The organism is Mesorhizobium sp. WSM3864, assembly GCF_002294955.1.
Lineage (GTDB): Bacteria > Pseudomonadota > Alphaproteobacteria > Rhizobiales > Rhizobiaceae > Mesorhizobium.
This window is the reverse complement of the sequence record NZ_NSGD01000001.1, coordinates 781,162-805,774: the sequence shown is the minus strand read 5'-3', so window position 1 is coordinate 805,774 and position 24,613 is coordinate 781,162. Positions and strand designations below refer to the sequence as shown.

Annotated in this window: 27 protein-coding genes; 22 read left to right on the top strand and 5 right to left on the bottom strand. The window is 63.2% G+C overall.

The window, feature by feature from the left end; genetic code table 11:
- Window positions 1-25: 25 nt before the first annotated feature.
- The 3 genes from sseA to CK215_RS03950 all read left to right on the top strand — a co-directional run bounded on the left by sseA (window position 26) and on the right by CK215_RS03950 (window position 2,287).
- On the top strand, window positions 26-877 hold the full coding sequence (gene sseA / locus CK215_RS03960) for a 3-mercaptopyruvate sulfurtransferase (protein ID WP_095830122.1): 852 nt from the start codon (window positions 26-28) through the stop codon (window positions 875-877).
- 5 nt (window positions 878-882) lie between these two features.
- Window positions 883-1,446 carry a GNAT family N-acetyltransferase gene (locus tag CK215_RS03955; RefSeq protein WP_095830195.1) on the top strand — a complete coding sequence of 188 codons (564 nt, stop codon included), beginning with the start codon at window positions 883-885 and terminating at the stop codon, window positions 1,444-1,446.
- A gap of 373 nt (window positions 1,447-1,819) precedes the next feature.
- A complete protein-coding gene (locus tag CK215_RS03950; protein ID WP_095829714.1) occupies window positions 1,820-2,287 on the top strand; it encodes a DUF1203 domain-containing protein in 468 nt (155 codons plus the stop codon).
- A 504-nt stretch (window positions 2,288-2,791) separates the two neighbouring features.
- Here CK215_RS03950 and ald read toward each other — a convergent pair.
- Window positions 2,792-3,907: an alanine dehydrogenase gene (gene ald, locus CK215_RS03945; RefSeq protein WP_067321621.1), complete on the bottom strand. Its 1,116-nt coding sequence runs from the start codon at window positions 3,905-3,907 to the stop codon at window positions 2,792-2,794.
- A gap of 211 nt (window positions 3,908-4,118) precedes the next feature.
- Between ald and CK215_RS03940 the strand changes: the two genes are divergently transcribed.
- On the top strand, window positions 4,119-4,592 hold the full coding sequence (locus tag CK215_RS03940) for an Lrp/AsnC family transcriptional regulator (protein WP_059188527.1): 474 nt from the start codon (window positions 4,119-4,121) through the stop codon (window positions 4,590-4,592).
- A gap of 105 nt (window positions 4,593-4,697) precedes the next feature.
- On the opposite strand, the gene CK215_RS03935 is transcribed toward CK215_RS03940, so the two are convergent.
- Complete coding sequence (locus CK215_RS03935) at window positions 4,698-5,357, bottom strand: 5-formyltetrahydrofolate cyclo-ligase (RefSeq protein ID WP_095830121.1); 660 nt, start codon at window positions 5,355-5,357, stop codon at window positions 4,698-4,700.
- Window positions 5,358-5,532: 175 nt separating this feature from the next.
- Between CK215_RS03935 and CK215_RS03930 the strand changes: the two genes are divergently transcribed.
- Both CK215_RS03930 and CK215_RS03925 read left to right on the top strand, forming a co-directional pair.
- Window positions 5,533-6,798, top strand: coding sequence for an NAD(P)/FAD-dependent oxidoreductase (locus CK215_RS03930; RefSeq protein ID WP_095830120.1), 1,266 nt, complete (start codon window positions 5,533-5,535; stop codon window positions 6,796-6,798).
- A 129-nt stretch (window positions 6,799-6,927) separates the two neighbouring features.
- Window positions 6,928-8,901 carry a bifunctional 2',3'-cyclic-nucleotide 2'-phosphodiesterase/3'-nucleotidase gene (locus CK215_RS03925; protein WP_095830119.1) on the top strand — a complete coding sequence of 658 codons (1,974 nt, stop codon included), beginning with the start codon at window positions 6,928-6,930 and terminating at the stop codon, window positions 8,899-8,901.
- Window positions 8,902-8,930: 29 nt separating this feature from the next.
- Here CK215_RS03925 and CK215_RS03920 read toward each other — a convergent pair whose 3' ends face one another.
- Window positions 8,931-9,227, bottom strand: a complete 297-nt coding sequence (locus CK215_RS03920) for a hypothetical protein (protein WP_095827660.1) — start codon at window positions 9,225-9,227, stop codon at window positions 8,931-8,933.
- 259 nt (window positions 9,228-9,486) lie between these two features.
- On the opposite strand from CK215_RS03920, the gene CK215_RS32245 reads away from it, so the two are divergent.
- The 16 genes from CK215_RS32245 to CK215_RS03845 all read left to right on the top strand — a co-directional run bounded on the left by CK215_RS32245 (window position 9,487) and on the right by CK215_RS03845 (window position 22,906).
- Window positions 9,487-9,621 (top strand): hypothetical protein, encoded by a 135-nt coding sequence (locus CK215_RS32245; RefSeq protein ID WP_259979787.1) that lies wholly within the window; start codon window positions 9,487-9,489, stop codon window positions 9,619-9,621.
- A gap of 105 nt (window positions 9,622-9,726) precedes the next feature.
- Entirely contained in the window at window positions 9,727-10,017 is a 291-nt protein-coding gene (locus CK215_RS03915) for a Dabb family protein (RefSeq protein ID WP_066989660.1), read from the top strand.
- A gap of 70 nt (window positions 10,018-10,087) precedes the next feature.
- Entirely contained in the window at window positions 10,088-10,963 is an 876-nt protein-coding gene (locus CK215_RS03910) for a VOC family protein (protein WP_095830118.1), read from the top strand.
- Window positions 10,960-11,802 carry a 3-deoxy-8-phosphooctulonate synthase gene (gene kdsA / locus CK215_RS03905; RefSeq protein WP_095830117.1) on the top strand — a complete coding sequence of 281 codons (843 nt, stop codon included), beginning with the start codon at window positions 10,960-10,962 and terminating at the stop codon, window positions 11,800-11,802. The genes CK215_RS03910 and kdsA overlap by 4 nt, the downstream gene beginning before the upstream one ends.
- Before the next feature lie 79 nt (window positions 11,803-11,881).
- Window positions 11,882-12,247 (top strand): PRC-barrel domain-containing protein, encoded by a 366-nt coding sequence (locus CK215_RS03900; RefSeq protein ID WP_066989666.1) that lies wholly within the window; start codon window positions 11,882-11,884, stop codon window positions 12,245-12,247.
- Between the two features lie 391 nt (window positions 12,248-12,638).
- Complete coding sequence (gene eno, locus CK215_RS03895) at window positions 12,639-13,913, top strand: phosphopyruvate hydratase (protein ID WP_066989668.1); 1,275 nt, start codon at window positions 12,639-12,641, stop codon at window positions 13,911-13,913.
- Window positions 13,914-14,080: 167 nt separating this feature from the next.
- Window positions 14,081-14,404 carry a septum formation initiator family protein gene (locus CK215_RS03890; RefSeq protein ID WP_066989670.1) on the top strand — a complete coding sequence of 108 codons (324 nt, stop codon included), beginning with the start codon at window positions 14,081-14,083 and terminating at the stop codon, window positions 14,402-14,404.
- 178 nt (window positions 14,405-14,582) lie between these two features.
- The gene (pdhA, locus tag CK215_RS03885) at window positions 14,583-15,629 is read left to right on the top strand and encodes a pyruvate dehydrogenase (acetyl-transferring) E1 component subunit alpha (RefSeq protein ID WP_066989672.1); all 1,047 of its coding nucleotides are present in this window, start codon (window positions 14,583-14,585) and stop codon (window positions 15,627-15,629) included.
- A 13-nt stretch (window positions 15,630-15,642) separates the two neighbouring features.
- On the top strand, window positions 15,643-17,034 hold the full coding sequence (locus CK215_RS03880) for a pyruvate dehydrogenase complex E1 component subunit beta (protein ID WP_066989674.1): 1,392 nt from the start codon (window positions 15,643-15,645) through the stop codon (window positions 17,032-17,034).
- Between the two features lie 18 nt (window positions 17,035-17,052).
- Window positions 17,053-18,417, top strand: a complete 1,365-nt coding sequence (locus CK215_RS03875) for a pyruvate dehydrogenase complex dihydrolipoamide acetyltransferase (protein ID WP_066989676.1) — start codon at window positions 17,053-17,055, stop codon at window positions 18,415-18,417.
- Between the two features lie 16 nt (window positions 18,418-18,433).
- Entirely contained in the window at window positions 18,434-18,859 is a 426-nt protein-coding gene (locus CK215_RS03870; protein ID WP_066989679.1) for a hypothetical protein, read from the top strand.
- Window positions 18,856-19,494 carry an SGNH/GDSL hydrolase family protein gene (locus CK215_RS03865; RefSeq protein ID WP_066989681.1) on the top strand — a complete coding sequence of 213 codons (639 nt, stop codon included), beginning with the start codon at window positions 18,856-18,858 and terminating at the stop codon, window positions 19,492-19,494. The genes CK215_RS03870 and CK215_RS03865 overlap by 4 nt, the downstream gene beginning before the upstream one ends.
- Window positions 19,495-19,520: 26 nt before the next feature.
- Window positions 19,521-20,966 (top strand): dihydrolipoyl dehydrogenase, encoded by a 1,446-nt coding sequence (gene lpdA / locus CK215_RS03860; RefSeq protein WP_066989683.1) that lies wholly within the window; start codon window positions 19,521-19,523, stop codon window positions 20,964-20,966.
- Window positions 20,967-21,068: 102 nt separating this feature from the next.
- On the top strand, window positions 21,069-21,326 hold the full coding sequence (locus CK215_RS03855) for a GlsB/YeaQ/YmgE family stress response membrane protein (protein WP_066989685.1): 258 nt from the start codon (window positions 21,069-21,071) through the stop codon (window positions 21,324-21,326).
- Window positions 21,327-21,456: 130 nt separating this feature from the next.
- Window positions 21,457-22,422, top strand: a complete 966-nt coding sequence (lipA, locus tag CK215_RS03850; RefSeq protein WP_095830194.1) for a lipoyl synthase — start codon at window positions 21,457-21,459, stop codon at window positions 22,420-22,422.
- A gap of 7 nt (window positions 22,423-22,429) precedes the next feature.
- Complete coding sequence (locus CK215_RS03845) at window positions 22,430-22,906, top strand: type II toxin-antitoxin system RatA family toxin (protein ID WP_095830116.1); 477 nt, start codon at window positions 22,430-22,432, stop codon at window positions 22,904-22,906.
- Here CK215_RS03845 and CK215_RS03840 read toward each other — a convergent pair.
- Together CK215_RS03840 and CK215_RS03835 are read right to left on the bottom strand one after the other, a co-directional pair.
- The gene (locus tag CK215_RS03840; protein ID WP_095830115.1) at window positions 22,903-23,385 is read right to left on the bottom strand and encodes a CinA family protein; all 483 of its coding nucleotides are present in this window, start codon (window positions 23,383-23,385) and stop codon (window positions 22,903-22,905) included. The genes CK215_RS03845 and CK215_RS03840 overlap by 4 nt on opposite strands.
- The gene (locus CK215_RS03835) at window positions 23,382-24,599 is read right to left on the bottom strand and encodes a bifunctional 2-C-methyl-D-erythritol 4-phosphate cytidylyltransferase/2-C-methyl-D-erythritol 2,4-cyclodiphosphate synthase (protein ID WP_095830114.1); all 1,218 of its coding nucleotides are present in this window, start codon (window positions 24,597-24,599) and stop codon (window positions 23,382-23,384) included. Before CK215_RS03835 ends, CK215_RS03840 begins: the two co-directional genes overlap by 4 nt.
- Window positions 24,600-24,613 lie beyond the last annotated feature (14 nt).

Here is a 24,613-nt window from a genome sequence, read left to right as displayed (position 1 = left end):
ACGAGGAGCGGGCAGGAGAGGAAAAATGGCCGAGGACAGCCCATTCATCGTCGACGCGGATTGGCTCGAGAAGCGGTTGGGAACGCCAGGACTGACCATCATTGACGCGTCCTGGTACCTGCCGGCGCAGAAACGCGACGCCCGCGCCGAGTATGACGACGCCCATATCCCCGGTGCCCGCTTCCTCGATCAGGACGCCGTTTCGGACCCGGATTCCAAGCTGCCGCACACATTGGCGTCGCCCCAATATTTCGCGCAATATGTCGGCTCGATGGGTGTTTCGGCCGACGACACGATCGTCATCTATGATGGTCCAGGCTATTTCTCGGCGCCGCGCGCCTGGTGGATGTTCCGCGTCATGGGCGTTTTCCAGGTCTATATCCTGAATGGCGGCTTCGACCACTGGAAGGCGGAAGGGCGGCCGGTGACGGCGGAGCAGACCCGGATCGCGCCTTGCGTCTTTTATGCCGATTTCGATGCAAGCCGGGTCGTCAGCCTCGACGAAATGCGCCGGATCGTTGGAAGGGGAGAAAGCCAGATCGCCGATGCGCGCTCACCCGGGCGTTTCGCCGGTATCGATCCGGAACCGCGTCCCGGCATCCGTTCCGGCCATATGCCGGGCGCTCGCAATGTTCCGATTGCCGCGCTTGCCGAGAATGGCGAACTCCTGCCCAAGGACCGCTTGCGCAAGGTCATTGAGGAAGCCGGTATCGATCTTACAAAGCCGGTCGTCACCTCGTGCGGATCTGGCATCACCGCGGCGGCGATCACGTTGGCGCTGGAGACGCTTGGCCATACCGACAACAGGCTGTACGACGGCTCATGGACCGAATGGGGTGGGCTGAGCGACACGCCCGTGGTGACGGGCAAGGAATGACGGCGATGGAAAACGGTGGACCGAAGGATATCGATGTCACGGTCACATTCCTCGAAATGCACGCACCGCTGGCCTCATCTCCCCCGCTGCCCTACAACCGGCAGATCGCCTTGCTGAGGACCAAGGACATTCCGCTGCATTTCTACCGCTACCTGATGGATCGCGTCGGGCGCAAATGGCACTGGGTCAATGTGCTTAGACTAAGCGACGAGGAACTGGCCGCCGGCCTGCATCGTGAAGACCGTGACATCAGCGTGCTCTACCTCGACGGCTCTCCCGCCGGCTTCTTCGACCTCAAGCCACATCTGCCCGAGGAAGTGGAACTCGCCTATTTCGGTATGATGGAACATGCGCATGGCCAGGGTATCGGTCGCTGGTTCCTGGGAGCGGCCATCTCGGCCGCGTGGTCGTATGGGCCGAAGCGCATCAGGGTGCAGACCTGCACGCTTGACCACCCGGCGGCGCTGCCGCTTTACCAGAAGCTAGGTTTTACGCCGGTTGCGCAGAAGAAAGAGGTCGTGCATCCGCTGACCTTCGCCGAGCGCTCCGCAAGCGTCATGCGACCGTAGCTAAGGGGAAGCGCGGCGCAGTCGGCTGCCTCGATGCCGCCTACGCAACCGGCGGCGGCTGGCCCGCGAAGGTCGGCAGCGACGTGTCGATGCAAGCCCATCGGGGCGCCTTGATCGTCCGGATCGTCGCTGCGGGCCGTATCATGCTCGGATCATCGCCAGACCTCAGCCGCCCGCGCGCCGCACCCTTCTTCTGCGATCATCATGGCGCGGAGCGCAGTCCATGGCGAGTCCGATAAGTCTAGCATCGTGATTTCGGGTTCGTAATTCGATACTGCGCTTCGAGCGACGCACGAAGCGCTTGGCAGGAATCGGGTGGGAGACGCTGTCGGCTCGGCATAATTTTCGGCCAAGGACACCGGAGAATTTTGCCATGAGCATCCAGTTCAAAGCCCTGCCGACCGAAGTCGTGCGCGCCTTACAGCGGGGAGGGCCCGACGCTTACGGCCACACGCCAGAGCGAAGGATTTCGGATGGCGATGGCGTGCCGTGCCGGCATTGCATGAAGAACGTCGCAACCGGCGATAGCTATCTCATCCTCGCCTACCGGCCGTTCCCGGAGCTTCAGCCTTACGCGGAGACCGGACCGATCTTCCTGCATGCGGACGAATGCCAACGCCCCGCGGAGGCGGATGCACTGCCCGAGATGCTCCAAAGCAGCGACTACATAGTGCGCGGTTATGGCAAGGACGACCGCATCGTCTACGGCAGCGGCGCCGTCGTCCCGACTGGCGATATCGCGGCCCGCGCCGAGACTTTGTTCGAGCGCGACGACATAGCCTACATTCACGTCCGCTCGGCACGGAACAATTGCTACCAGTGCCGCATCGAACGAGCTTGATCGCCGGCAAAAAATGCCCGCCGGTGGTCTGGCGGGTCGTTGGAAGTCTGTGACAGAAGCCTTCGGCCCGAGCCGCCGGCGGGGCCGGTTTTCACCGGAACCGAGGGCGACCGTAGCCGTCAGGTAGCGAAATCTCTCTAGGCAGGTTTCTCGGGTCCCGAATGTGAAGCATTTCACACAAGAGGCACCGGATTCGCTCGCATGGCTAAGCGGCGGCCCGCATGCCCCGCAAACTGTCGTACTCCAGTCGCATAACCGCGCTAGAAGGGCAGTCGTTGATCGATGGCCGACCGCGGATGGACCGGCGGCACATCGCAACATCGAGGAAGCGGGGCTCTGGCTCCGCTTTTTTGTTGCCCGGATTCTTCGCGCAAAGGACCGGACTGGAAACACGATAAAAAACGCCCGCCGGAAGAACCGGCGGGCGCGACAGGAGGAAGCTTTTGTCGAGGGCAATTCCAGGAAAGGTCTTTAGCGGTTCCGTCCGGAATTGCGTGACTGGTTTCAGGCGGCCAGCACCGCCTTCGGTTCGACCATCTCGTAACCGAGCGCTTCGGCGACGGCACGATTGGTGATCTTGCCCTTGTGGACATTGAGGCCGTTGCGCAGGTGATGGTCGTCGACCAGCGCCTTCAGGCCCTTGTCGGCGAGCTGCAGGCCGTGATGCAGGGTGGCGTTGTTCAGCGCGTGTGCCGAGGTGACCGGAACCGCGCCCGGCATGTTGGCGACGCAGTAGTGGATCACGCCGTCGACCTCATAGGTCGGGTCGGCATGGGTCGTGGCGTGCGAGGTCTCGAAGCAGCCGCCCTGGTCGATGGCGACGTCGACGAGCACCGAGCCCTTCTTCATGCCGGAGAGCATTTCGCGGGTGACCAGCTTGGGTGCGGCGGCCCCCGGGATCAGCACGGCGCCGACGACGATGTCAGCCGAAAAGCATTCGTCTTCGAGCGCTTCGACGGTCGAATAGCGGGTATGGACACGGCCGCCAAAAATGTCGTCGAGCTGGCGCAGGCGCGGGATCGAGCGGTCGATGATGGTGACGTCGGCGCCGAGGCCGGCAGCCATCTTCGCAGCATGCAGGCCGACGACGCCGCCGCCGAGCACGGTGACCTTGCCGGGCAGCACGCCGGGAACGCCGCCGAGCAGCACGCCGCGGCCGCCATTGGCCTTCTGCAGCGCGGTCGCGCCGGCCTGGATCGACAGGCGGCCGGCGACTTCCGACATCGGCGCGAGCAGGGGAAGACCGCCGCGGTCGTCGGTGACCGTCTCATAGGCGATCGCCGTGACGCCCGAAGCGAGCAGGCCCTTGGTCTGCTCCGGATCCGGGGCGAGGTGGAGGTAGGTGTAGAGGATCTGGCCGTCGCGCAGCTGCACCCATTCGTTGGGCTGCGGTTCCTTGACCTTGACGATCATGTCCGACTTGGCGAACACGTCGGCGGCCGTCTTGGCGATCGTGGCGCCGGCGGCGCGATAGGCGTTGTCGTCGGCGCCTATGCCGGCGCCGGCGCCGGCCTCGACAAGCACTTCGTGGCCGTGCGCGACATATTCGCGAACCGAGCCGGGCGTCAGACCGACACGGTATTCATGGTTCTTGATTTCCTTGGGGCAGCCGACGCGCATCTTCTTCTCCTGTCCGGCCCTTGAAAGGGCGCTCTCCCTGACATTTCCGGGCATGCCGCCAATCCCAAAACCGCCGCGCAGTTGGGCGACATGCATGAGACGCAGTGAAGCATGAATCGTTCCGTATGTGTTTGCGAATGCACTTGCGGCAGCGTCCGGTCTTCGATAATCGTTGCGCAAAATGCCGGATTATTCGCAGGAATCCCGAAAAATGCCCCTCGATAGGATTGATATCGCCATTCTGGAGACCTTGCAGAAGGATGGCCGGATCCCCAATGCAGCGCTTGCCGAAAAGGTTGGGCTGTCACAGTCGGCCTGCTCCAGGCGCCTGGACAATCTGGAGAAATCCGGAACCATCCGCGGCTATCACGCGCGGCTGTCGAATGCCGCGCTCGGCCATCAGATGACGGCGATCGTGCATATATCGCTATCGGGGCAGTTCGAGAAGACGCTGTCCGATTTCGAAGCGGCGATCAAACGCTGCCCGAACGTGCTTTCCTGCCATCTGATGTCGGGCGAATACGACTATATCCTGCGTATAGCGGCCAAGGACCTTGCCGACTATGAGCGCATCCACAAGGAATGGCTGTCGGCGATGCCGCATGTGACGAAGATCAACTCATCCTTCGCCCTGCGCGAGATCGTCGACAGGACAGCGGTGGGGTTGAGGCCGGAAATGGCTTAGCTGAGGTCAGAGCGTTTCAGCGTTCCACCGCAACCCGAACCGCTCAATCTCTTTGCTTTGCGCAATTGCGGACGGAAACCGCTACACACTTTTCGTGGAACTGCCTTAGGCTCCGGCCGCCTCGGTGACCACCTTGGTCATCGGGATGTCGTGCGGTTGCGGATAGATGGTGGGAATGCGCTGCAATTCGTAGCCGACGCCGATCACCAGCGGCCTGAACGACATGGCGGCGAGCGTACGATCGTAGAAACCGCCGCCATAGCCCAGCCGGTAGTTGCTGGGATCGATGCCGACCACCGGCGAGATCACGATATCGGGCAGCACAGGATCACCCTCGGCCGGGATCGGGATGTTCCAGACGCCCTTCTCCAGCCGGTCGCCCGGCGCGTAGGCGCGGAACACCAAAGGCCGGCCCTTCTCGATGACGACGGGCAGCGCGGTGCGGCCGCCGCGCGCATTGATCGACGCCATAAAGCCGCGCAGGTCCGGCTCGCCACGGAACGGCCAGTAGAGGCTGACCATAAGGCCGGCAACCTTGCCGACCAGCATATCGAGGCCCTCGGCAATCCGCTGTGACATTGCCGCGCGTGCATCTGCGGAAACCGCAAGCCGCGCGCCGATCAGCCGCTCACGCTCCGCCTTGCGCCAGCGCCGGACATCGGTCCAGTCCGACAGCGGCATCTGATAGGCCGGGTCGAGCTCATGCATGAAACAAGGCGGCGAAGCGTATTGGGCCGGGCCGTCGTCATCGCGTTTGTCAGACATGCTCCACTCCTATCGTTCTGCTCCACGCTATACCCGGGGTTCCGGGCCCGACATGCGCGTACACGACACCGGGCGACGACTCCCGGGCACTGACATGGCCCGCCGTGGCGTTGTTGCGGTGCACAAAAATGCTTACATCTAAGCAATCGGGTTGCTTTGGGCGAGGTGGCTGAAAATGGACGAAGCCAAGCATCATGTCGTGATCGTCGGCGCCGGGTTCGGCGGTCTCGAACTTACCCGCGCGCTGGCTGGCGCACCGGTGCGCATCACCATGATCGATAAGCGCAATCACCACTTGTTCCAGCCGCTGCTCTACCAGGTGGCGACCACCGCGCTGGCCACTTCCGAGATCGCCTGGCCGATCCGTCATCTGTTACGCAAGCGCAAGGATGTGACGACGCTTCTGGGTACGGTCATCGGTGTTGACCGCGCAGGCAAACGCGTGCTGCTCGATGACGGGAGCGCAGTCAGCTACGACACGCTGGTGCTCGCCACCGGCGCGCGCCACGCCTATTTCGGCCATGACGAATGGGAGCCATTCGCGCCCGGGCTGAAGACGCTGGAAGATGCCACCACCATCCGGCGCCGCATCCTGCTCGCCTTCGAGCAAGCCGAGCGCGAGACCGATCCCGCCAGGCGCCAGGCATTGCTGACGCTGGTCATCGTTGGCGGCGGACCGACCGGCGTGGAGCTTGCCGGCACCATTGCAGAGCTTGCGCAGGACACGCTGCGCGGCGAATTCCGCAATATCGACACGCGGCAGGCGCGCGTTGTGCTGATCGAAGCCGGTGACCTTGTGCTCGCCAATTTCGCACCGGAGCTCTCGGCCTATGCTCAAAAAGCGCTGAAGCGGCTTGGCGTGACGGTCGAGCTTGGCCGTGCCGTCACGCAGTTGGATGCCGAGGGCGTCGTCTTTGGCGATACCTACCTGCCGGCAAAGACGATTTTATGGGCAGCCGGCGTCGCCGCTTCGCCTGCGGCGGAATGGCTGGGAGCGCCCGCCGACCGGGCGGGCAGGGTGCTGGTCGAGCCCGATCTCACCGTGCCGGGCAGCCCGGAGATATTTGTTATCGGCGATACGGCACATCTGCTGCGACCGGACGGCAAGCCGGTACCGGGCGTGGCGCCGTCCGCCAAGCAGGAGGGCAGGCATGTTGCTGCAACGATCAAAGCGAGGCTCGATGGCGACGCAACGCCACGCCCTTTCCGCTACAAGCATGCTGGCGACCTGGCGACGATCGGCAAACGCGCGGCCGCCATCGATTTCGGCTGGATCAAGCTCACCGGCTGGCTCGCATGGTGGCTCTGGGGGATAGCGCACATTTATTTCCTGATCGATTTCCGCAATCGGCTCGCAGTGTCGCTCAGCTGGCTATGGATATATTTTACCGGACAGCGCAGCGCGCGCCTGATCACTCAGGGTGACGACGACAAGAGCTGATTGCTTTTCATCGACGCGTCACCTTGTCGTGATCAACAGACATCCAACAGACATGGACTCGAAATGCCTTCGGCGGCATGTTCCGATTGAGGGGCAGGGCATGTCGCGTTGTCTAAGAGGAGGAAAACAATGTCACTTTTGCCCGTCTCTCGCCGCGAATTCCTGGCCGGAGCCGCCGCCAGCGGAGCGCTGATCATGCTGCATCCGTTCTCCGTCCGGGCCGCAGCCAATCAGGCGCATCTGAGGATCATGGAGACGACCGACATCCATGTAAATTTGCTGCCTTATGATTATTACGCCGACAAAGCGAACGACACGATGGGCCTGTCGCGCACGGCCTCGCTGATCGACGGGGTGCGCAAGCAAGCCACCAATGCGATGCTGATCGACAACGGCGACCTGTTGCAGGGCAATCCGATGGGCGACTACATCGCCTATGAAAAGGGCATGAAGGACGGCGACCTGCATCCGATCATGAAGGGCATGAACCTGCTCGGCTATGAATGCTCGACGCTCGGCAACCACGAATTCAACTACGGCCTGTCCTTCATGGACAAGGTGTTGGCCGGCGCCAATTTCCCCTTCGTGTGCGCCAACCTGATCCGGGGCACGACGCTCGCCACGAACCCGCGCGACGACAAGCTCTACCTCAAGCCCTATGTCATCCTCGACAAGAAGATCAAGGACGGTTCCGGCGCCGAGCAACCGATCAAGATCGGGGTCATCGGTTTCGTGCCGCCGCAGATCATGGTCTGGGACCTGAAAAACCTGGAAGGCAACGTCCAGACCCGCGACATTGTCCAGGCGGCCAAGGCCTGGGTACCGCAAATCCGCGAGGAGGGCGCCGACATCGTCATTGCGCTTTCGCATTCCGGCATCGATATCAAGCAGGGCGAAATGATGGAGAACGCCTCCTTCTTCGTCGCCGGCGTCGAAGGCATCGACGCGGTCTTCACCGGGCACCAGCATCTCGTCTTCCCCGGCAAGAAGGATTTCCAGGCGCTGGAAGGCGTCGACACCGAAAAAGGCACTCTGCAGGGCAAGCCGGCGGTGATGGGCGGCTTCTGGGGCTCGCATATGGGCCTGATCGACCTGCTTCTTGAGCGCGACGGCTCGAAATGGCGCGTCGTCTCGGCCACCTCCGAGGCGCGGCCGATCTATGAGCGGGTCGACAGCAAGAACAAGGCTACGGTCGGCGACGACAAGCGCATCATCGCGGCGCTCGAGCAGGATCACGAGGCGACGCTCGCCTATGTCCGCCGCCCCGTCGGCAAGACGTCCGCGCCGCTCTATTCCTATTTCGCTTTGGTCGCCGACGATCCATCGGTGCAGATCGTCAATCAGGCGCAGAGCTGGTATCTCAAGGATATTTTGAAGAGCACAGAGTGGAAGGACGTGCCGCTCCTCTCTGCGGCGGCACCGTTCAAGGCAGGCGGCCGCAACGGCGCCGACTACTATACCGACGTCCCTGTCGGCGATATCGCCATCAAGAACGTCGCCGATCTCTATCTTTATCCGAACACCGTGCGCGCGGTCGAAATCACCGGCTCGCAAGTCAAGGAATGGCTGGAGATGTCGGCCGGCATCTTCAACAGGATCGAGCCCGGGAAGGCGGATCAGCCGCTGATCAACACCGATTTCCCCTCCTACAATTTCGACGTCATCGATGGCATCACCTACAAGATCGACCTGTCGCAGCCGCCGAAATACGATACCAAGGGCGCCGTCGCCAATGCCGACTCCAGCCGCATCGTCGATCTTAGATTCGCCGGCAAGCCGCTCGATCCGGCAGCGAAATTCGTGGTTGCCACCAACAACTACCGCGCTGGCGGCGGCGGCAATTTCCCCGATATCAATGCTTCGAAGATCATCTACGAGGCGCCGGACACGAACCGCGACGTGATCGTGCGCTACGTCATCAGCGAGGGCACGATCAATCCGTCGGCGGACGACAACTGGTCGTTCGCGCCGCTGCCTGGAACCAGCGTTGTCTTCGAGACCGGACCCAGGGCCAAGGATTTCATCGGTCAGGTGAAGTCGCTGAAGATCGAGCCGGCGGGCGAGGGTGAGGCGGGGTTTGCCAAATACCGCATTGCCCTTTGATGTTGCGCGGCCGGGCCGGCCTGATTTGGCTAAGGCGAAGGGGTGGTCGCGGGCGTGGTGAGCGGCCCGGGGAAGGCCGGCTGGATCGACGTGCCGAGCGGATCGCTGGGCACGGTCAGCGGCGCCATTCCTCTCGGGTGGCGAATCTCCTGGATGGTCGATGTCGGCGTGTTGTTGACAAGGTCGCTGGCCCCCGGTGTCAGCGTCGGGGCAGTCAGCGCGCCCAGCGGGTCATTGGTGACCGTGGGCAAGGATACTTTTGCGTCAGCCGCACTTGCCGAGATCACGGCAAGCAGCAGCACGGCGACGGTTACGGTGCGGTTCAAGGAAGCCTCCTGTTGCGAACGACGCTCGGCGCTCGCCCGAGGATGCAGTGACGGCGCCGGACAGCCGGGAAAATGCCGGATGTCCGATCGCGGTTGCATCACGTTCGCATGAGACATTTGTGCTCGCACCGCAGCTCTCCAGGTAGGCCTGGCTGGGTCCCATGACGCCGGAAAGGTGCGTCGATTACAAAGCGGTGAATTGGAACGATTGCCGTGAAGGCGCTCTGGTTCGGTTTGAGGACATACGCTAGCTTTAGCCATGCGTTATGTGATCGTTATCGTCGCCATCACGTTCTTCCTGATCTGGGACGGCCTCTACAACCAGGGCCAATATCTCGACGCGACCGTCAGGGAGATGTCGCGCATCGTGCGTTACGTCACTGGCGCTGCCTGAGGCCCCGACGCTGCCGCTCGAACAGCGGGCGCGACATCGTTGCCGGTTGACGCGACGGCCTTGCTCCCACAAAACGCGTTCATCCGTCGATCAAGGAGGCTGGGTTTGATCCGGCACATCGTTTTCTTCAGCGTGCGGCGCAAGGAGGATGTGGAGGCCGTCCGGTCAGGTCTTCAGGAACTGGGCAAGATTCCACATTCGAAACACTTCGAGGTGACGCTCAATACCAAGGTCGATCTGTTCTCAAACGCGATCGACGTGGTCGTCTATGCCGAATTCGAGGACGAGGCAGCGCTCGCGGCCTACAGGGCGCATCCGATCTATGCGGAGACGACCGGCAGGGTTAAACCGTTGCGCGAGCTGCGTTATTCGGCCGACGTCGTGGCCGCCGCCTGAGCCGCGACGTCCGCTCGCCTTGGACGCCAGGCCTTGAACCGATTTCCGCAATGGGGCACACCGCGCCGGCATGACGAAAACTTCGCCCCATCCGCTCGACCATCTCGTTCTGCCCACGCAGAGCCTCGACATTGCAAGGCAGCGCCTCTCGTCGCTCGGCTTCTTCGTCGCGCCGACCGGCGTCCATCCTTTCGGGACCGTGAACGCTTGTGTCTTCTTCGCCGACGGCACCTATCTGGAACCGCTGGCCGTCGGCGATGACAGAACGGCCGATCGGGCGATGGGCGAGGGCAACGTCTTCGTCGCGCGCGACCGCCTTTACCGCAGCAGGCTTGGCGACGAGGGCTTCTCCGCGGTCGTCTTCGGGACCGCCGATGCAGATGCCGACCACGCGCGCTATGTCGAAGCGGGGCTGTCGGCAGGCAACATGTTGAGCTTTTCGCGCGCCTTCACCGACACCACGGGCAAAAGCGACACGGCATCGTTCAAACTGGCATTCGCGGCCGATAGAAAAGCACCGGACGCATTCCTGTTCGCCTGCCAGCGCATCAACGCGCCGCAGATCGACCGCACCGCACTGCAGGCACATGCCAATGGCGTGACCGGCATCGTCGAGATCGTGGCGGTGAGCGACGAGCCTTCGAGCCAGAGGGGACTGATATCGATCGCTGCCGGCCAGGGCGCGAGCGACGGCGACAGGACTGACCTGCCAAACGCGACCCTGGCCGTTCTGACGCCCGACGCTTTTGTCGCACGGTTCGGTGCTTCGGCAGGGCAGCCTTCGGACCTGCGTTTTGCGGCCGTCATCTTTGCGATACACAGCGTCGCCGCAGCCACCCAGCTACTTGCGGCCAACGCCATAGAGCACGACATGAGCGGCGACGATGTCGTCGTGCCGTCGGCACCCGGTCAGGGCGCAGCCTTCATCTTTCGGGAGATCCCATGAGCGAGCCCCTTGCGCCCAATGCCGCGGTAAGCGTCGGCAAGGTCGTTTTCGCCAACAATGCGCCCCTGTCGCTGATCGCAGGCCCCTGTCAACTCGAGTCGCGCCAGCATGCCTTCGACATGGCCGGCGCGCTGAAGGAACTGACCATCAGGCTCGGCATCGGGCTGGTGTACAAGACGAGCTACGACAAGGCCAACCGCACCTCGCTCGGCGGCGCGCGCGGTGCCGGGCTCGAGGCGGCGATGCCGATCTTCGACGCTCTGCGCAAGGAGTTCGGACTGCCGGTGCTGACCGACGTCCACACCGAGGAGCAATGCGCATTGGTCGCGCCTCATGTGGATGTGCTGCAGATACCGGCCTTTCTCAGCCGGCAGACGGATCTGCTGATTGCGGCGGCGCGCACCGGCAAGGTGGTGAACGTCAAGAAGGGTCAGTTCCTGGCGCCATGGGACATGAAGAATGTCGTCGCCAAGGTCACCGGTTCCGGCAACGCCAACGTGCTGGTCACCGAGCGCGGCGCCTCCTTCGGCTACAACACACTGGTGTCGGACATGCGAGCGCTGCCGATCATGGCCGAGATCGGCGCGCCGGTGATCTTCGACGCCACCCATTCCGTGCAGCAGCCGGGCGGGCAGGACGGCTCGACCGGTGGCGAACGACGCTTCGTCGAGACCCTCGCGCGCGCCGCCGTGGCGATCGGCGTTGCCGGCGTGTTCATCGAAACCCACCAGGATCCGGACAACGCCCCCTCCGACGGCCCCAACATGGTGCCCTTGAAGAATCTTCCCACATTGCTGGAAAGGCTGATGGCGTTCGATCGGATCGCCAAGAGGCCGTAGCAGGGCAGCCGAAAATCTGGAACCTTCGCCCGCTCCCCTCATTGTCCACAACGGACAAGCAAATGAGAGGAGCACAACAATGACCACTCCGTCTGGCCACACCGAAGCCATTGCCGCCTCGCGCGTCATCGGCACCTCGGTCTACAACACCGCCGGCGACAGCATCGGCAGCATCGAGGACGTGATGCTCGACAAGATGTCGAACGGGATCATGTTCGCGGTCATCGGCTTCGGCGGCTTCCTCGGCATGGGCGAGAAGTATCACGCCATTCCGTGGGCAAGCCTCGACTATGATGAAAACATGGGCGGCTACGTCGTGCCTTTCACGAAGGAACAGCTCAAGGCGGCACCGGCCTACTCGATCGAGGAATTGACCGGCGCCGATGGTGAAGCGGCCCGCGATGCATCCTTCGAATACTACCACGTGAAGCCTTACTGGCACTGATCGGCCTGAGCGGCTGCTTCCAGAATCGAGAAGGCCCCCGGGTCCGGGGGCCTTCGAGCGTTGAGGAACCTATTCAGCGGTCCGAAGGGTGGATAGCTCCGTGGAGTTCTGCTGAGGCTTCTGGGTGTCGCAGGACGTTAGGAATGCCGCCGCGATCAGGAACAAACTCACGATACCGCTCAACTGGGACATGGCGAAACTCCTCGTGTTTCGCCCCGCGCAAACACGACCATAAATCAGAAGGGTGAGTCGTGCGCATGACTAATGATGACAAAGATTTGCGCTTCGTGAATCTTGTCACCGGCAATTATTGCGGACCGCCCAATTGCCTTTTGCCGGGCTTTGGCTAAGAGGGGCGCGACGCTTCAATCGATCAATCAGGGACATCGCAATGACCGCCATCATCGACATTGTCGGGCGTGAAATCCTGGACAGCCGTGGAAATCCGACCGTCGAGGTCGACGTGGTGCTGGAAGACGGCTCGATGGGCCGCGCCGCCGTTCCGTCGGGCGCCTCGACCGGCGCGCATGAGGCGGTCGAGCTGCGCGACGGCGGGCCGCGCTATCTCGGCAAGGGAGTCCAGGGCGCCGTCGAGGCCGTGAACGGCGAGTTATTCGAGGCGATCGGCGGCATGGAAGCCGAGAACCAGATCCATATCGACCAGACGATGATCGAGCTCGACGGCACTCCGAACAAGAGCCGGCTCGGCGCCAACGCCATCCTCGGCGTGTCGCTGGCGGTGGCCAAGGCCGCCGCCGAGGCCGCCGGGCTGCCGCTCTACCGCTATGTCGGCGGCGCCAAGGCGCACATCCTGCCGGTGCCGATGATGAACATCATCAATGGCGGCGCTCATGCCGACAACCCGATCGACTTTCAGGAATTCATGATCCTGCCGGTCGGCGCGCCGACGCTGCGCGACGGCGTGCGTTGGGGCTCTGAAATCTTCCATACGCTGAGGAAGAAGCTGAAGGATGCCGGCCACAACACCAATGTCGGCGACGAGGGCGGTTTCGCCCCCAACCTGAAGAGCGCGCCGTCGGCCCTCGATTTCATCATGGAATCGATCGAGAAGGCCGGCTTCAAGCCGGGCGAGGACGTGGCGCTCGGCCTCGACTGCGCGGCGACCGAGTTCTTCAAGGACGGCAACTACGTCTATGAGGGCGAGAAGAAGACCCGCGATCCGAAGGCGCAGGCCAAATACCTCGCCAAGCTCGCTTCCGATTATCCGATCGTCACCATCGAGGACGGCCTTGCCGAGGACGATTGGGAGGGCTGGAAATACCTGACCGATCTGATCGGCAAGAAGACCCAATTGGTCGGCGACGATCTGTTTGTCACCAACACGGCGCGACTGCGCGACGGTATCCGCATGGGCGTCGCCAACTCGATCCTGGTCAAGGTCAACCAGATCGGCTCGCTCACCGAAACGCTCGACGCGGTCGAGACCGCGCACAAGGCCGGCTACACCGCCGTCATGTCGCACCGCTCGGGCGAGACCGAGGATTCGACCATTGCCGACCTCGCAGTCGCCACCAACTGCGGGCAGATCAAGACCGGCTCGCTGTCGCGCTCAGACCGCATGGCCAAGTACAACCAACTCATCCGGATCGAGGAAGAGCTCGGCCGGCAGGCGCGCTACGCCGGCAAGTCGGTGGTCAAGGGCTGATCCGGACAAACTGTCTTGGTTGTTGAAAGAGGCGGAGAGGCGGGTTTCCCCGCCTCTTTTTGTTTCGGCAAGTCTCAGTCCAGCCAACCGTAACCGTCCATTAAGCACAATCGGGCGAAAAAAGACTCGAACAGCCGCTTGCGCTCGCGGCCGAAAGGGTTCGGGTCATGTGGACACGTCAGCACAAGCAGAGAAACACCGGCAAGCTGATCGTTCCGTCGCTCTGCGTGCTGTTTCTCGCCTATTTCGGCTTCCATGCCTATCACGGTGAGTTCGGCATCTACTCCAAATATCGGCTGCAGGCCCAGGCGGCCGAACTCCAGACTCAGCTCGACGCGGTCAAGGCGCGCCGGATCGACTTCGAACGTCGTGTCCAGCTCATGCATGAAGGCACGCTGGAAAAGGACATGCTTGACGAGCAGGCCCGAAAGGCGCTCAATCTGTCCCATCCGGACGAAATCACCATCATGCTGCCGGCTTCGGCAAAATAACCGAATTTCGGTTAATCAAACTTATTTGCAATGATTCTAATCGCTTAGGATGCATGTCAGCCATGCATTTTTCAGCATGGCGCATTGCATTCTTGCGTGTTAGCCTCGCTCAAATCGGTGGGGAGACGGGTCGCTCTCCCTTGAATGTCCGCGAAGAGACGCCAACAGGGAGTGATGTATGGCCACCGCCGCCAGAAAAGCGCCTGCCAAGTCCAAATCCAGATCCGACGGCAAATCGTCGGCCCTTTCCACCCCCAAGCCAGCCGACTTCACCAAAGAAGAAGAGCTCTCCGCCTACCGGCACATGCTGCTCATTCGCCGCTTCGAGGAGAAGGCGGGCCAGCTTTACGGCATGGGCTTTATCGGCGGCTTCTGCCACCTCTATATCGGCCAGGAGGCCGTCGTTACCGGCATGAAGATGGCGCTGATCGAGGGCGACCAGATGATCACCGCCTATCGCGACCATGGCCACATGCTGGCGATGGATCTGTCGCCGCGCGGCGTGATGGCCGAGCTCACCGGGCGCCGTGGCGGCCTGTCGAAAGGCAAGGGCGGCTCCATGCACATGTTCTCCAAGGAGAAGCATTTCTATGGCGGCCACGGCATCGTCGGCGCGCAGGTGTCGCTGGGCACAGGCCTGGCCTTCGCCAACCGCTACCGCGACAACAAGAATGTCTCGCTGACCTATTTCGGCGACGGCGCCGCCAACCAGGGCCAGGTCTATGAAAGCTTCAACATGGCCTCGCTGTGGAAGCTGCCGGTAATCTACATCATCGAGAACAATCGCTACGCCATGGGCACATCGGTGTCGCGCTCATCCGCCGAGACCGACTTCTCCAACCGCGGCGCTTCCTTCAAGATTCCCGGCATCCAGGTCGACGGCATGGACGTTCGCGCGGTCAAGGCAGCCGGCGACGTCGCCGCCGAATGGTGCCGCGGCGGCAACGGCCCGCTGATCCTCGAGATGCAGACCTATCGCTATCGCGGGCATTCGATGTCCGACCCGGCGAAGTATCGCTCCAAGGAAGAAGTGCAGAAGATGCGCTCGGAGCACGACCCGATCGAACAGGTCAAGGCGCGCCTGATAGATAAGAAGTGGGCGAGCGAAGACGATCTCAAGGCCGTCGACAAGGAGGTCCGCGACATCGTCGCCGACGCCGCCGAATTTGCCCAGCACGACGCCGAGCCGGATCCGTCCGAGCTCTGGACCGACATCGTACTCTAAGGAGGGCACGGACATGCCGATCGAAATTCTCATGCCCGCTCTCTCGCCGACGATGGAAGAGGGCAATCTTTCCAAGTGGTTGAAGAACGAAGGCGACAAGGTCGTCGCCGGCGACGTCATCGCCGAGATCGAGACCGACAAGGCGACGATGGAAGTCGAAGCCGTCGATGAAGGCACGCTCGCCAAGATCGTTGTTCCGGCCGGCACCGAAGGCGTCAAGGTCAACGCGTTGATCGCCGTGCTTGCGGTCGACGGTGAAGACGTCGACAAGGCCGGCGAAGGCATCGGCGAAGAAGAGCCCAAGGCTGAAGCGGCCGCGCCGGCACCGGCGCCCGCCGCGGCCAAAAGCGAGGCGGCTGCGCCTGTCGCCGCCGCGCCGAAGGCGGAAGTCGCGGCCGATCCGGACATCCCTGCCGGCACCGAAATGGTCTCGACCACGGTGCGCGAGGCGCTGCGTGACGCGATGGCCGAGGAAATGCGCCGCGACGGCGACGTCTTCGTCATGGGCGAGGAAGTTGCCGAATACCAAGGCGCCTACAAGATCACACAAGGCCTGCTGCAGGAATTCGGCCCGCGCCGCGTCGTCGACACCCCGATCACCGAGCACGGCTTTGCCGGCGTCGGCGTCGGCGCAGCCATGGCAGGCCTGAAGCCGATCGTCGAGTTCATGACCTTCAACTTCGCCATGCAGGCGATCGACCAGATCATCAATTCGGCCGCCAAGACGCTCTATATGTCCGGCGGCCAGATGGGCGCACCGATCGTCTTCCGCGGCCCGAACGGTGCGGCCGCCCGCGTCGCCGCCCAGCACTCGCAGTGCTACGCCGCCTGGTACAGCCACATCCCCGGGCTGAAGGTGGTGATGCCCTACACGGCAGCCGACGCCAAGGGCTTGCTCAAAGCCGCGATCCGCGATCCGAACCCGGTCATCTTCCTCGAGAACGAAATCCTCTACGGCCAGTCCTTCGACGTGCCGAAGCTCGACGATTTCGTGCTGCCGATCGGCAAGGCGCGCATCCACAAGCAGGGCAAGGACGTCACCATCGTCTCCTTCGGCATCGGCATGACCTATGCGGTCAAGGCCGAGGCCGAACTGCGCGGCATGGGCATTGATGCCGAAATCATCGATTTGAGAACCGTCCGTCCGCTCGACTTCGATACCATCATCGCTTCAGTCAAGAAGACCAACCGGCTGGTCGTGGTGGAGGAAGGCTTCCCGCAGAGCTCGGTCGGTGATCACATCGCCAGCCAGGTGTCGCAGCGCGCCTTCGACTTCCTCGATGCGCCGGTCATCACCATCGCCGGCAAGGACGTGCCGATGCCTTACGCGGCGAATCTCGAGAAGCTGGCGCTGCCCAATGTCGGCGAGGTCGTCGAGGCGGTCAAAGCCGTCACCTATCGCTGAGCCGGTCGGGAGGACAACATGCCAATCAACATCACCATGCCGGCTCTCTCGCCCACCATGGAAGAGGGCAATCTCGCCAAGTGGCTGGTCAAGGAAGGCGATCATGTTGCGCCCGGCGACGTGATCGCCGAAATCGAGACCGACAAGGCGACGATGGAGGTCGAAGCCGTCGATGAGGGCACAGTCGCCAAGCTCGTCGTTCCGGCAGGCACCGAAGGCGTCAAGGTCAATGCGGTGATCGCCATCCTGGCCGGCGAAGGCGAGGACGCCGGTGCTGCCGCAAAGAGCGATGGCGGGGCGGCGCCCAAGGCGGAGGCTCCGAAAGCGGACCCTGCGAAGGCCGAGGCGCCCAAGGAAGCGCCGAAGCCGGCACCCGCGCCGGCGAAGGCCGAGCCTGCACCGGTCGCCAACGGCCACGCCGGCGGCGAGCGCGTGTTCGCCTCGCCGCTCGCCCGCCGCATCGCCAAGGATGCCGGTGTCGACGTGAAGGGGCTTAGTGGCTCCGGTCCGCATGGCCGCGTGGTGAAGGCCGATGTCGAGGCGGCGATCGCTTCCGGCGGCGCCAAGGCTGCGCCTGCCGCCAAGGCTCCTGCCGGTGCGCCCGCAGGCGCTCCTGCCCCCGCGCCGAAGCCGATGTCGGACGATCAGGTGCTGAAGCTGTTCGCGGAAGGCTCTTACGAACTCGTTCCGCACGACAATATGCGCAAGACCATTGCGCGCCGCCTGGTCGAGGCCAAGAGCACCATTCCGCATTTCTATCTGACGCTCGACTGCGAGCTCGATGCGCTGCTCGCGCTGCGCACGCAACTCAACGCCGCGGCCCCAATGCGGAAAACCGAGAAGGGCGAGGTCCCGGCCTACAAGCTCTCGGTCAACGACATGGTGATCAAGGCGATGGCGATGGCGCTGATGGCGGTGCCGGACGCCAACGCCTCCTGGACCGAAAACGCCATGGTCAAGCACAAGCACGCCGATGTCGGCGTCGCCGTGTCGATACCCGGCGGCCTGATCACGCCGATCATCCGCCATGCCGACGAAAAGACGCTGTCCGTCATCTCCAACGAGATGAAGGATCTGGCAAGCCGCGCACGCGGCCGCAAACTGAAGCCCGAGGAGTACCAGGGCGGCACCACGGCCGTGTCCAATCTCGGCATGTTCGGCGTCAAGGATTTTGCCGCCGTTATCAACCCGCCGCACGCCACGATCCTTGCGGTCGGCGCCGGCGAGGAGCGCGCCATCGTGAAGAAAGGCGAGATCAAGATCGCCACCATGATGTCGGTGACGCTGTCGACCGATCACCGCGCCGTCGACGGCGCGCTCGGTGCGGAGCTGCTCGGCGCCTTCAAGCGCATGATCGAAAACCCGATGGGCATGCTGGTGTAAGGAAGGGAAAAAGGCGGTGCGGAATTTCTTCACCAGCCTTTTCGCCTTCATTCTTTCCGGTCTGGCCGGCGTACTTGTCGTTCAAGAGCTGGCGGTCATCACCGGCGCGACAGAGGAATGCATTCTGGTCTTCGCGGCCACGGTGATGATCGTCGTTGTGGTCACGGTCGCCTTCTTCCTCGTTCAATTCCGAGGCAAGCCGGTGCGGGCGCTCGATGGGATGCTGTGGCTGCTGCTTGCGCTTTTCTGTCTCGGGCTGCTGGCGCTGGTGGGCTGGACGTTTTCGGTGCCGGCCGAGAGCCGGGCGACCGCAGATGACCTTTCGATCGTTGCCGGGGTGATCCTGCCGGGCGTAGCGGCGATCATCGTGCAATGGCTGTTCGTGCGCTGGCGGCTCAAGCGCTCGGCGGCGGGGTTCGGCAGGGGTGGGGCAAGCGCATGAAGACTATTCTCTGTTACGGCGACTCGCTGACCTGGGGCTACGACGCTGCCAACCTCGGGCGCCATGCGCTGGGGGACCGCTGGCCCAGCGTGCTCAAGACGGCGCTGGGCGACGGCATCGAGGTCATCGCCGAAGGGCTGAACGGCCGCACCACCGCCTTTGACGATCACCTCGCCGGTGCCGACCGCAACGGCGCGAGAACGCTGCCGACGATCCTTACGACGCACGCGCCGCTCGACCTGATCATCATCATGCTGGGCGCCAACGACATGAAGCCGTGGATCCACGGCAATCCCGTAGCCGCAAAGCAGGGCATGCAGCGCCTGATCGATATCGTGCGCGGCCACGACTATCCGTTCGACTGGCCGGCTCCGCAGATTCTCATTGTCGCGCCGCCCGCGGTGACGCGCACCGAGAATGCCGAATTCAAGGAAATGTTCGCCGGCGGCGATGACGCCTCGAAGCGGCTGGCGCCGCAGTACTCTTCGCTTGCCGACGAGGCCGGCTGCGGCTTCTTCGACGCCGGCACCGTGGCGACGACCACGCCGCTCGACGGTGTCCATCTCGATGAGGAAAACACGCGGCGGATCGGCCAAGCGCTGGCCCCCCTCGTGCGTGTGATGCTTTCATTCTAACCCCAAGAAAAATCAGGGAGAAACCCGTGGCTGAGAACTACGACGTCATCATCATCGGCTCAGGCCCCGGCGGCTATGTCACCGCGGTGCGTTCCGCCCAGCTCGGCTTCAAGACGGCGATCGTCGAGCGCGAGCATCTCGGCGGTATCTGCCTCAACTGGGGTTGCATCCCGACCAAGGCGCTTCTGCGCTCGGCGGAGATCATGCATTATTCGGACCATCTCAAGGATTACGGCCTGAAGCTCGACGGCAAGGTCAGCCCCGACACCGCTGCCGTCGTCGACCGCTCGCGAAAGGTTTCGCTCAGGCTGAATGGCGGCGTCGCCTTCCTGATGAAGAAGAACAAGGTCGACGTCATTTGGGGTGAGGCGAAACTCTCAAAGCCGGGTGAGATCGTCGTCTCCAAGACCGCCAAGAAGCCGATGGAGCCGCAGCCGCCGGTGCCGAAAGGCGTCAAGGTCGAGGGAACCTATACCGCCAAACACATTATCCTGGCGACCGGCGCCAGGCCGCGTGCGCTGCCGGGCATCGAGCCGGACGGCAAGCTGATCTGGACCTATTTCGAGGCAATGGTGCCGAAGGAGATGCCGAAGTCGCTGCTGGTGATGGGCTCGGGCGCCATCGGCATCGAGTTCGCTTCCTTCTACCGCACCATGGGCGCCGAGGTGACGGTTGTAGAGCTGCTGCCGGCGGTGATGCCGGTCGAGGATGCCGAGGTCTCGAAATTCGCGCAGAAACAGTTCGAGAAGCAAGGCATGAAGATCCTGCTCGAGGCCAAGGTGACCAAGGTCGAGAAATCTGCCAACTCGGTCACCGCGCATGTCGAGATGAAGGACGGCAAGGTCGAGAAGATCACCGCCGACCGCATGATCTCGGCCGTCGGCGTGCAAGGCAATATCGAGGGCCTCGGCCTCGAGGCGCTTGGCGTCAAGACGGATCGCGGCTGTGTCGCGGTCGACGGCTACGGCAGGACGAACGTGCCCGGCATCTATGCCATCGGCGATGTGGCCGGGCCGCCGATGCTCGCCCACAAGGCCGAGCACGAGGGCGTGATCTGCGTCGAGAAGATCGCCAATATCCCGGGCGTGCACGCCATCGACAAGCTGAAGATCCCGGGCTGCACCTATTGCAGCCCGCAGGTCGCCTCGGTCGGCCTGACCGAAGCCAAGGCCAAGGCCGAGGGCAAGGACATCCGCGTCGGTCGCTTCCAGTTCGGCGCCAACGGCAAAGCCATCGCGCTCGGCGAGGACCAGGGCTTCATCAAGACCATCTTCGACAAGAAGACCGGGCAGCTGCTGGGCGCGCATATGATCGGCGCCGAGGTGACCGAGCTCATCCAGGGTTTCGTCGTGGCGATGAACTTGGAGACCACAGAGGAAGAGCTGATGCACACGATCTTCCCGCATCCGACCCTGTCGGAGATGATGAAGGAAAGCGTGCTCGACGCCTATGGCCGCGCTTTGAACGCATGATAGACTGCTTGCGCGAGACTCAGACGCGGCAGCCGGAGGATTCTGAGGGCAAAGCAGTTCGTATCCGGATGCATTTTCACCTGATCAAGGAGGAATTGGCATATGGACGTGAATGGCGTGGGCTGGATAGCAGCCATCATCATTGGAGGCTTGGCCGGATGGCTCGCCGAAATGGTCATGAAGAGCAACACCGGCATCCTCATGAACATCATTTTGGGTATCGTCGGCGCGATCGTTCTCAATGCGATCTTACAGGCTCTCAACATCCAGTCCTTCGGCGCCGGCTGGTTCGCGTATTTGATCACCGGTTTCATCGGCGCCTGCCTGCTGATCTTTGTCGGCCGGCTGGTACGGCGCTGAGCCCCAGCGAAGTCCGTTATGCGAAAATGGCCGTGGCGGCATGCGCCGGCGTGGCCTTTTTCTTTATTCCGAAAAGTCCTAGATGACGCAGACAGGCGGCCGCGATGCGGGCGGCCGCGAAGGGTTCGAAATGGTCACTGTTCTCGACACGATCGCCAATGCGCCGCGCCCGCGGCATCCCGAAAAGGCGCACAGGCCGGACCAGGAAGTGCTGCGCAAGCCGGACTGGATCCGCGTCAAGGCGCCGGTTTCGAAGGGTTACGCCGAGACGCGCGAGATCGTGAAGTCGCACAAGCTGGTGACGGTGTGCGAGGAGGCCGGATGCCCGAACATCGGTGAATGCTGGGACAAGAAGCACGCCACCTTCATGATCATGGGCGAGATCTGCACGCGCGCCTGCGCCTTCTGCAATGTCGCCACCGGCATCCCGACCGCCCTTGAGGCGGATGAGCCGGCGCGTGTCGCCCATGCGGTCAAGCAGATGGGCCTCAGCCACGTCGTCATCACCTCTGTCGACCGCGACGACCTCGACGACGGCGGCGCGCAGCATTTCGCCGACGTCATCCACGCCATCCGCGCCGCCGCGCCTTCAACGACGATCGAGATCCTGACGCCCGACTTTCTCCGCAAGGACGGCGCGCTTGAGATCGTCGTTGCCGCCAAGCCCGACGTCTTCAACCACAATCTGGAAACCGTGCCGTCGAATTACCTGACGGTGCGGCCGGGCGCCCGCTACTTCCACTCGATCCGGCTGCTGCAGCGCGTGAAAGAACTCGATTCGTCGATCTTCACCAAGTCCGGCATCATGGTCGGCCTCGGCGAGGAGCGGAACGAAGTGCTGCAGCTCATGGATGACCTGCGTTCGGCAAATGTCGACTTCATGACCATCGGCCAATACCTGCAGCCTTCGAAGAAGCACCATCCGGTGATCCGCTTCATCACGCCGGACGAGTTCAAGTCCTTTGAGACGATCGGCAAGACGAAGGGCTTCCTGCTGGTCGCTTCGAGCCCGCTGACGCGCTCCTCGCATCATGCCGGCGAGGATTTCGCCAGGCTGCGCGCGGCGCGCGAGGCGCAGCTCAAGAAGGCCAGCTGACGCTTTCATGCCGAAATTCGAAGCCACCCGCCGCGTCGCCTACACGCCGGAACAGATGTTTGCGCTGGTGGCGGATATCGAGACCTATCCGCAATTCCTGCCGCTCTGCGAGGCGCTGACGGTGCGCTCGCGCAAGGAGCGCGACGGCCGCACCATCCTCGTCGCCGACATGAGCATCGGCTACAAGGCGATCCGCGAGACCTTTACGACGCAGGTGCTGCTCAAGCCCGACGATAACGCCATCGACGTCAAATACATCGACGGCCCGTTCAAATATCTCAGCAACATCTGGCGCTTCGATCCGGCCGATGGCGGCTGCGAAGTGCATTTCTTCATCGACTACGAATTCAAGAGCCGCATTCTCGGCGCGCTGATGGGCACGATGTTCGATCGCGCCTTCCGCATGTTTTCCGAAGCATTCGAGAAGCGAGCGAACGTGATCTACGGCGCAGCGCAAGGCACGCCTGATCCGCGGATAGCCTAGGCCAGCGCTCGCAGGCCGAGCTGCAGCGCGTGCCGGACCGTCTCGTGGCGGATGAATTCCCGCCCCTTATGACCAAACAGCTGGCGCTCGACGACGACCGGCTGGCCGGCAAATGCTATCCCGAACCAGACGAGACCCACCGGCTTTTCCGACGAGCCGCCGCTCGGGCCGGCAATTCCGGTGACCGCAAGGGAGAGGCTCGCGCGCGAATGCGTCAGCGCGCCCGCCGCCATCTCCCTGACCGTCTCACCCGAGACCGCGCCATGCGCCTCAAGCGTCGCCGCGGAGACGCCGAGCATCTCCATCTTGGCTTCGTTGGAATAGGTGATGAAGCCGCGATCGACCACGGCGGAAGAGCCGGCAATGTCGGTCAATGCTGCAATGATCAGACCGCCGGTGCAGCTCTCGGCCGTAGCCAGCATGATGCCGCGCGGCTGACAAGCCTGGAGCAGGGCGTTGGCTAATTCCGCGTTGCTCATGCCGGCACGTCTCCCGGATAGACGACGCTGGCGGTCGCGATCGCCGCAATGCCTTCGCCGCGCCCGACAAAGCCGAGCTTCTCGTTGGTCGTCGCTTTGATCGAAATGCGTTCCGGCGCAATGCCGAGCATCGCGGCCAGCGCCGCCGTCATCGCCTCGCGATGCGGCCCCACCCGCGGCGCCTCGCAGATCAGCGTGATATCGGCATTGGCGATGCGCCCGCCGTGCTCGCGCACCAGCTTCGCGGCATGCTCGACGAAGATCTTCGAGGCAGCGCCCTTCCATTGCCGGTCCGATGGCGGAAAATGCGTGCCGATGTCGCCGGCGCCGCAGGTGGCGAGCAACGCATCGGTGAGCGCATGAAGCCCGACATCGGCGTCCGAATGACCGGAGAGTTTGCGGTCATAGGGGATAGTGACCCCGCACAGCGTGACATGGTCGCCCGCTTCGAACGCGTGCACATCGTAGCCATTGCCGGTGCGGATGTCCGGAAAGCGCGGTAGCGCATTTGAGAGCCGCTGGTCGGCCATCGCGATATCCCTTGCCCAGGTGAGCTTGATGTTGTCCGGCGAGCCCTGGACGATCTTGACCGGAATATGCGCCCATTCGGCGATCGCCGCGTCGTCGGTGAACTCGCTTTTGCCGAGATGATGCGCCTGCTCGTGCGCCGCCAGCAACGGCCAGAACGGGAAGCCTTGCGGTGTCTGCGCCGCGTGCAGGCCGGCCCTCGACACCGTCTCCTCGATCATGCCCTCGGCCGATTCCCGCTTGAGCGTGTCGGCGACGGGCAGCGCCGGCAGGGCGCCCTGGCGCTCGCCGATGGCCTCGATGGTTCGGTCGATGAGCCCATGATCGACAAACGGGCGCACCGCATCATGCACCAGCACCTTTGCCGGCGCCTGCTCCCTCAGCGCCAAAAGTCCCAGCCGGACGGAAGCCTGGCGGGACGGACCGCCCATGACGATGAGCGTGCGCGTAGCATTAGCTCCCGCCGCGCGCTCGAACAGCTCGCAGTCGTCGGCGTGGATCGCCACCACCACTGGCCCGACGGCTGGATGTGACAGGAATCTTTCCAGCGTATGCGCAATGACGGCGCGTCCGCCGATGCGCTGATACTGCTTCGGCCCCTCGGCCTGTCCGGCACGGGCGCCGCGGCCGGCGGCGACAATGACCACGCCGACCTTGCCGTCCGGTTTTTCACTTGTGTCAGTCATGGCGAGAGGCTTAG

What these genes read in the sequence shown, in the direction of transcription:
- sseA (WP_095830122.1), top strand. Translation starts at nt 26, where the DNA reads ATGGCCGAGGACAGCCCATTCATCGTCGACGCGGATTGGCTCGAGAAG.
- CK215_RS03955 (WP_095830195.1), top strand. Translation starts at nt 883, where the DNA reads ATGGAAAACGGTGGACCGAAGGATATCGATGTCACGGTCACATTCCTC.
- CK215_RS03950 (WP_095829714.1), top strand. Translation starts at nt 1,820, where the DNA reads ATGAGCATCCAGTTCAAAGCCCTGCCGACCGAAGTCGTGCGCGCCTTA.
- ald (WP_067321621.1), bottom strand. Translation starts at nt 3,907, where the DNA reads ATGCGCGTCGGCTGCCCCAAGGAAATCAAGAACCATGAATACCGTGTC.
- CK215_RS03940 (WP_059188527.1), top strand. Translation starts at nt 4,119, where the DNA reads ATGCCCCTCGATAGGATTGATATCGCCATTCTGGAGACCTTGCAGAAG.
- CK215_RS03935 (WP_095830121.1), bottom strand. Translation starts at nt 5,357, where the DNA reads ATGTCTGACAAACGCGATGACGACGGCCCGGCCCAATACGCTTCGCCG.
- CK215_RS03930 (WP_095830120.1), top strand. Translation starts at nt 5,533, where the DNA reads ATGGACGAAGCCAAGCATCATGTCGTGATCGTCGGCGCCGGGTTCGGC.
- CK215_RS03925 (WP_095830119.1), top strand. Translation starts at nt 6,928, where the DNA reads ATGTCACTTTTGCCCGTCTCTCGCCGCGAATTCCTGGCCGGAGCCGCC.
- CK215_RS32245 (WP_259979787.1), top strand. Translation starts at nt 9,487, where the DNA reads ATGCGTTATGTGATCGTTATCGTCGCCATCACGTTCTTCCTGATCTGG.
- CK215_RS03910 (WP_095830118.1), top strand. Translation starts at nt 10,088, where the DNA reads ATGACGAAAACTTCGCCCCATCCGCTCGACCATCTCGTTCTGCCCACG.
- kdsA (WP_095830117.1), top strand. Translation starts at nt 10,960, where the DNA reads ATGAGCGAGCCCCTTGCGCCCAATGCCGCGGTAAGCGTCGGCAAGGTC.
- CK215_RS03900 (WP_066989666.1), top strand. Translation starts at nt 11,882, where the DNA reads ATGACCACTCCGTCTGGCCACACCGAAGCCATTGCCGCCTCGCGCGTC.
- eno (WP_066989668.1), top strand. Translation starts at nt 12,639, where the DNA reads ATGACCGCCATCATCGACATTGTCGGGCGTGAAATCCTGGACAGCCGT.
- CK215_RS03890 (WP_066989670.1), top strand. Translation starts at nt 14,081, where the DNA reads ATGTGGACACGTCAGCACAAGCAGAGAAACACCGGCAAGCTGATCGTT.
- pdhA (WP_066989672.1), top strand. Translation starts at nt 14,583, where the DNA reads ATGGCCACCGCCGCCAGAAAAGCGCCTGCCAAGTCCAAATCCAGATCC.
- CK215_RS03880 (WP_066989674.1), top strand. Translation starts at nt 15,643, where the DNA reads ATGCCGATCGAAATTCTCATGCCCGCTCTCTCGCCGACGATGGAAGAG.
- CK215_RS03875 (WP_066989676.1), top strand. Translation starts at nt 17,053, where the DNA reads ATGCCAATCAACATCACCATGCCGGCTCTCTCGCCCACCATGGAAGAG.
- CK215_RS03865 (WP_066989681.1), top strand. Translation starts at nt 18,856, where the DNA reads ATGAAGACTATTCTCTGTTACGGCGACTCGCTGACCTGGGGCTACGAC.
- CK215_RS03855 (WP_066989685.1), top strand. Translation starts at nt 21,069, where the DNA reads ATGGACGTGAATGGCGTGGGCTGGATAGCAGCCATCATCATTGGAGGC.
- lipA (WP_095830194.1), top strand. Translation starts at nt 21,457, where the DNA reads ATGGTCACTGTTCTCGACACGATCGCCAATGCGCCGCGCCCGCGGCAT.
- CK215_RS03845 (WP_095830116.1), top strand. Translation starts at nt 22,430, where the DNA reads ATGCCGAAATTCGAAGCCACCCGCCGCGTCGCCTACACGCCGGAACAG.
- CK215_RS03840 (WP_095830115.1), bottom strand. Translation starts at nt 23,385, where the DNA reads ATGAGCAACGCGGAATTAGCCAACGCCCTGCTCCAGGCTTGTCAGCCG.
- CK215_RS03835 (WP_095830114.1), bottom strand. Translation starts at nt 24,599, where the DNA reads ATGACTGACACAAGTGAAAAACCGGACGGCAAGGTCGGCGTGGTCATT.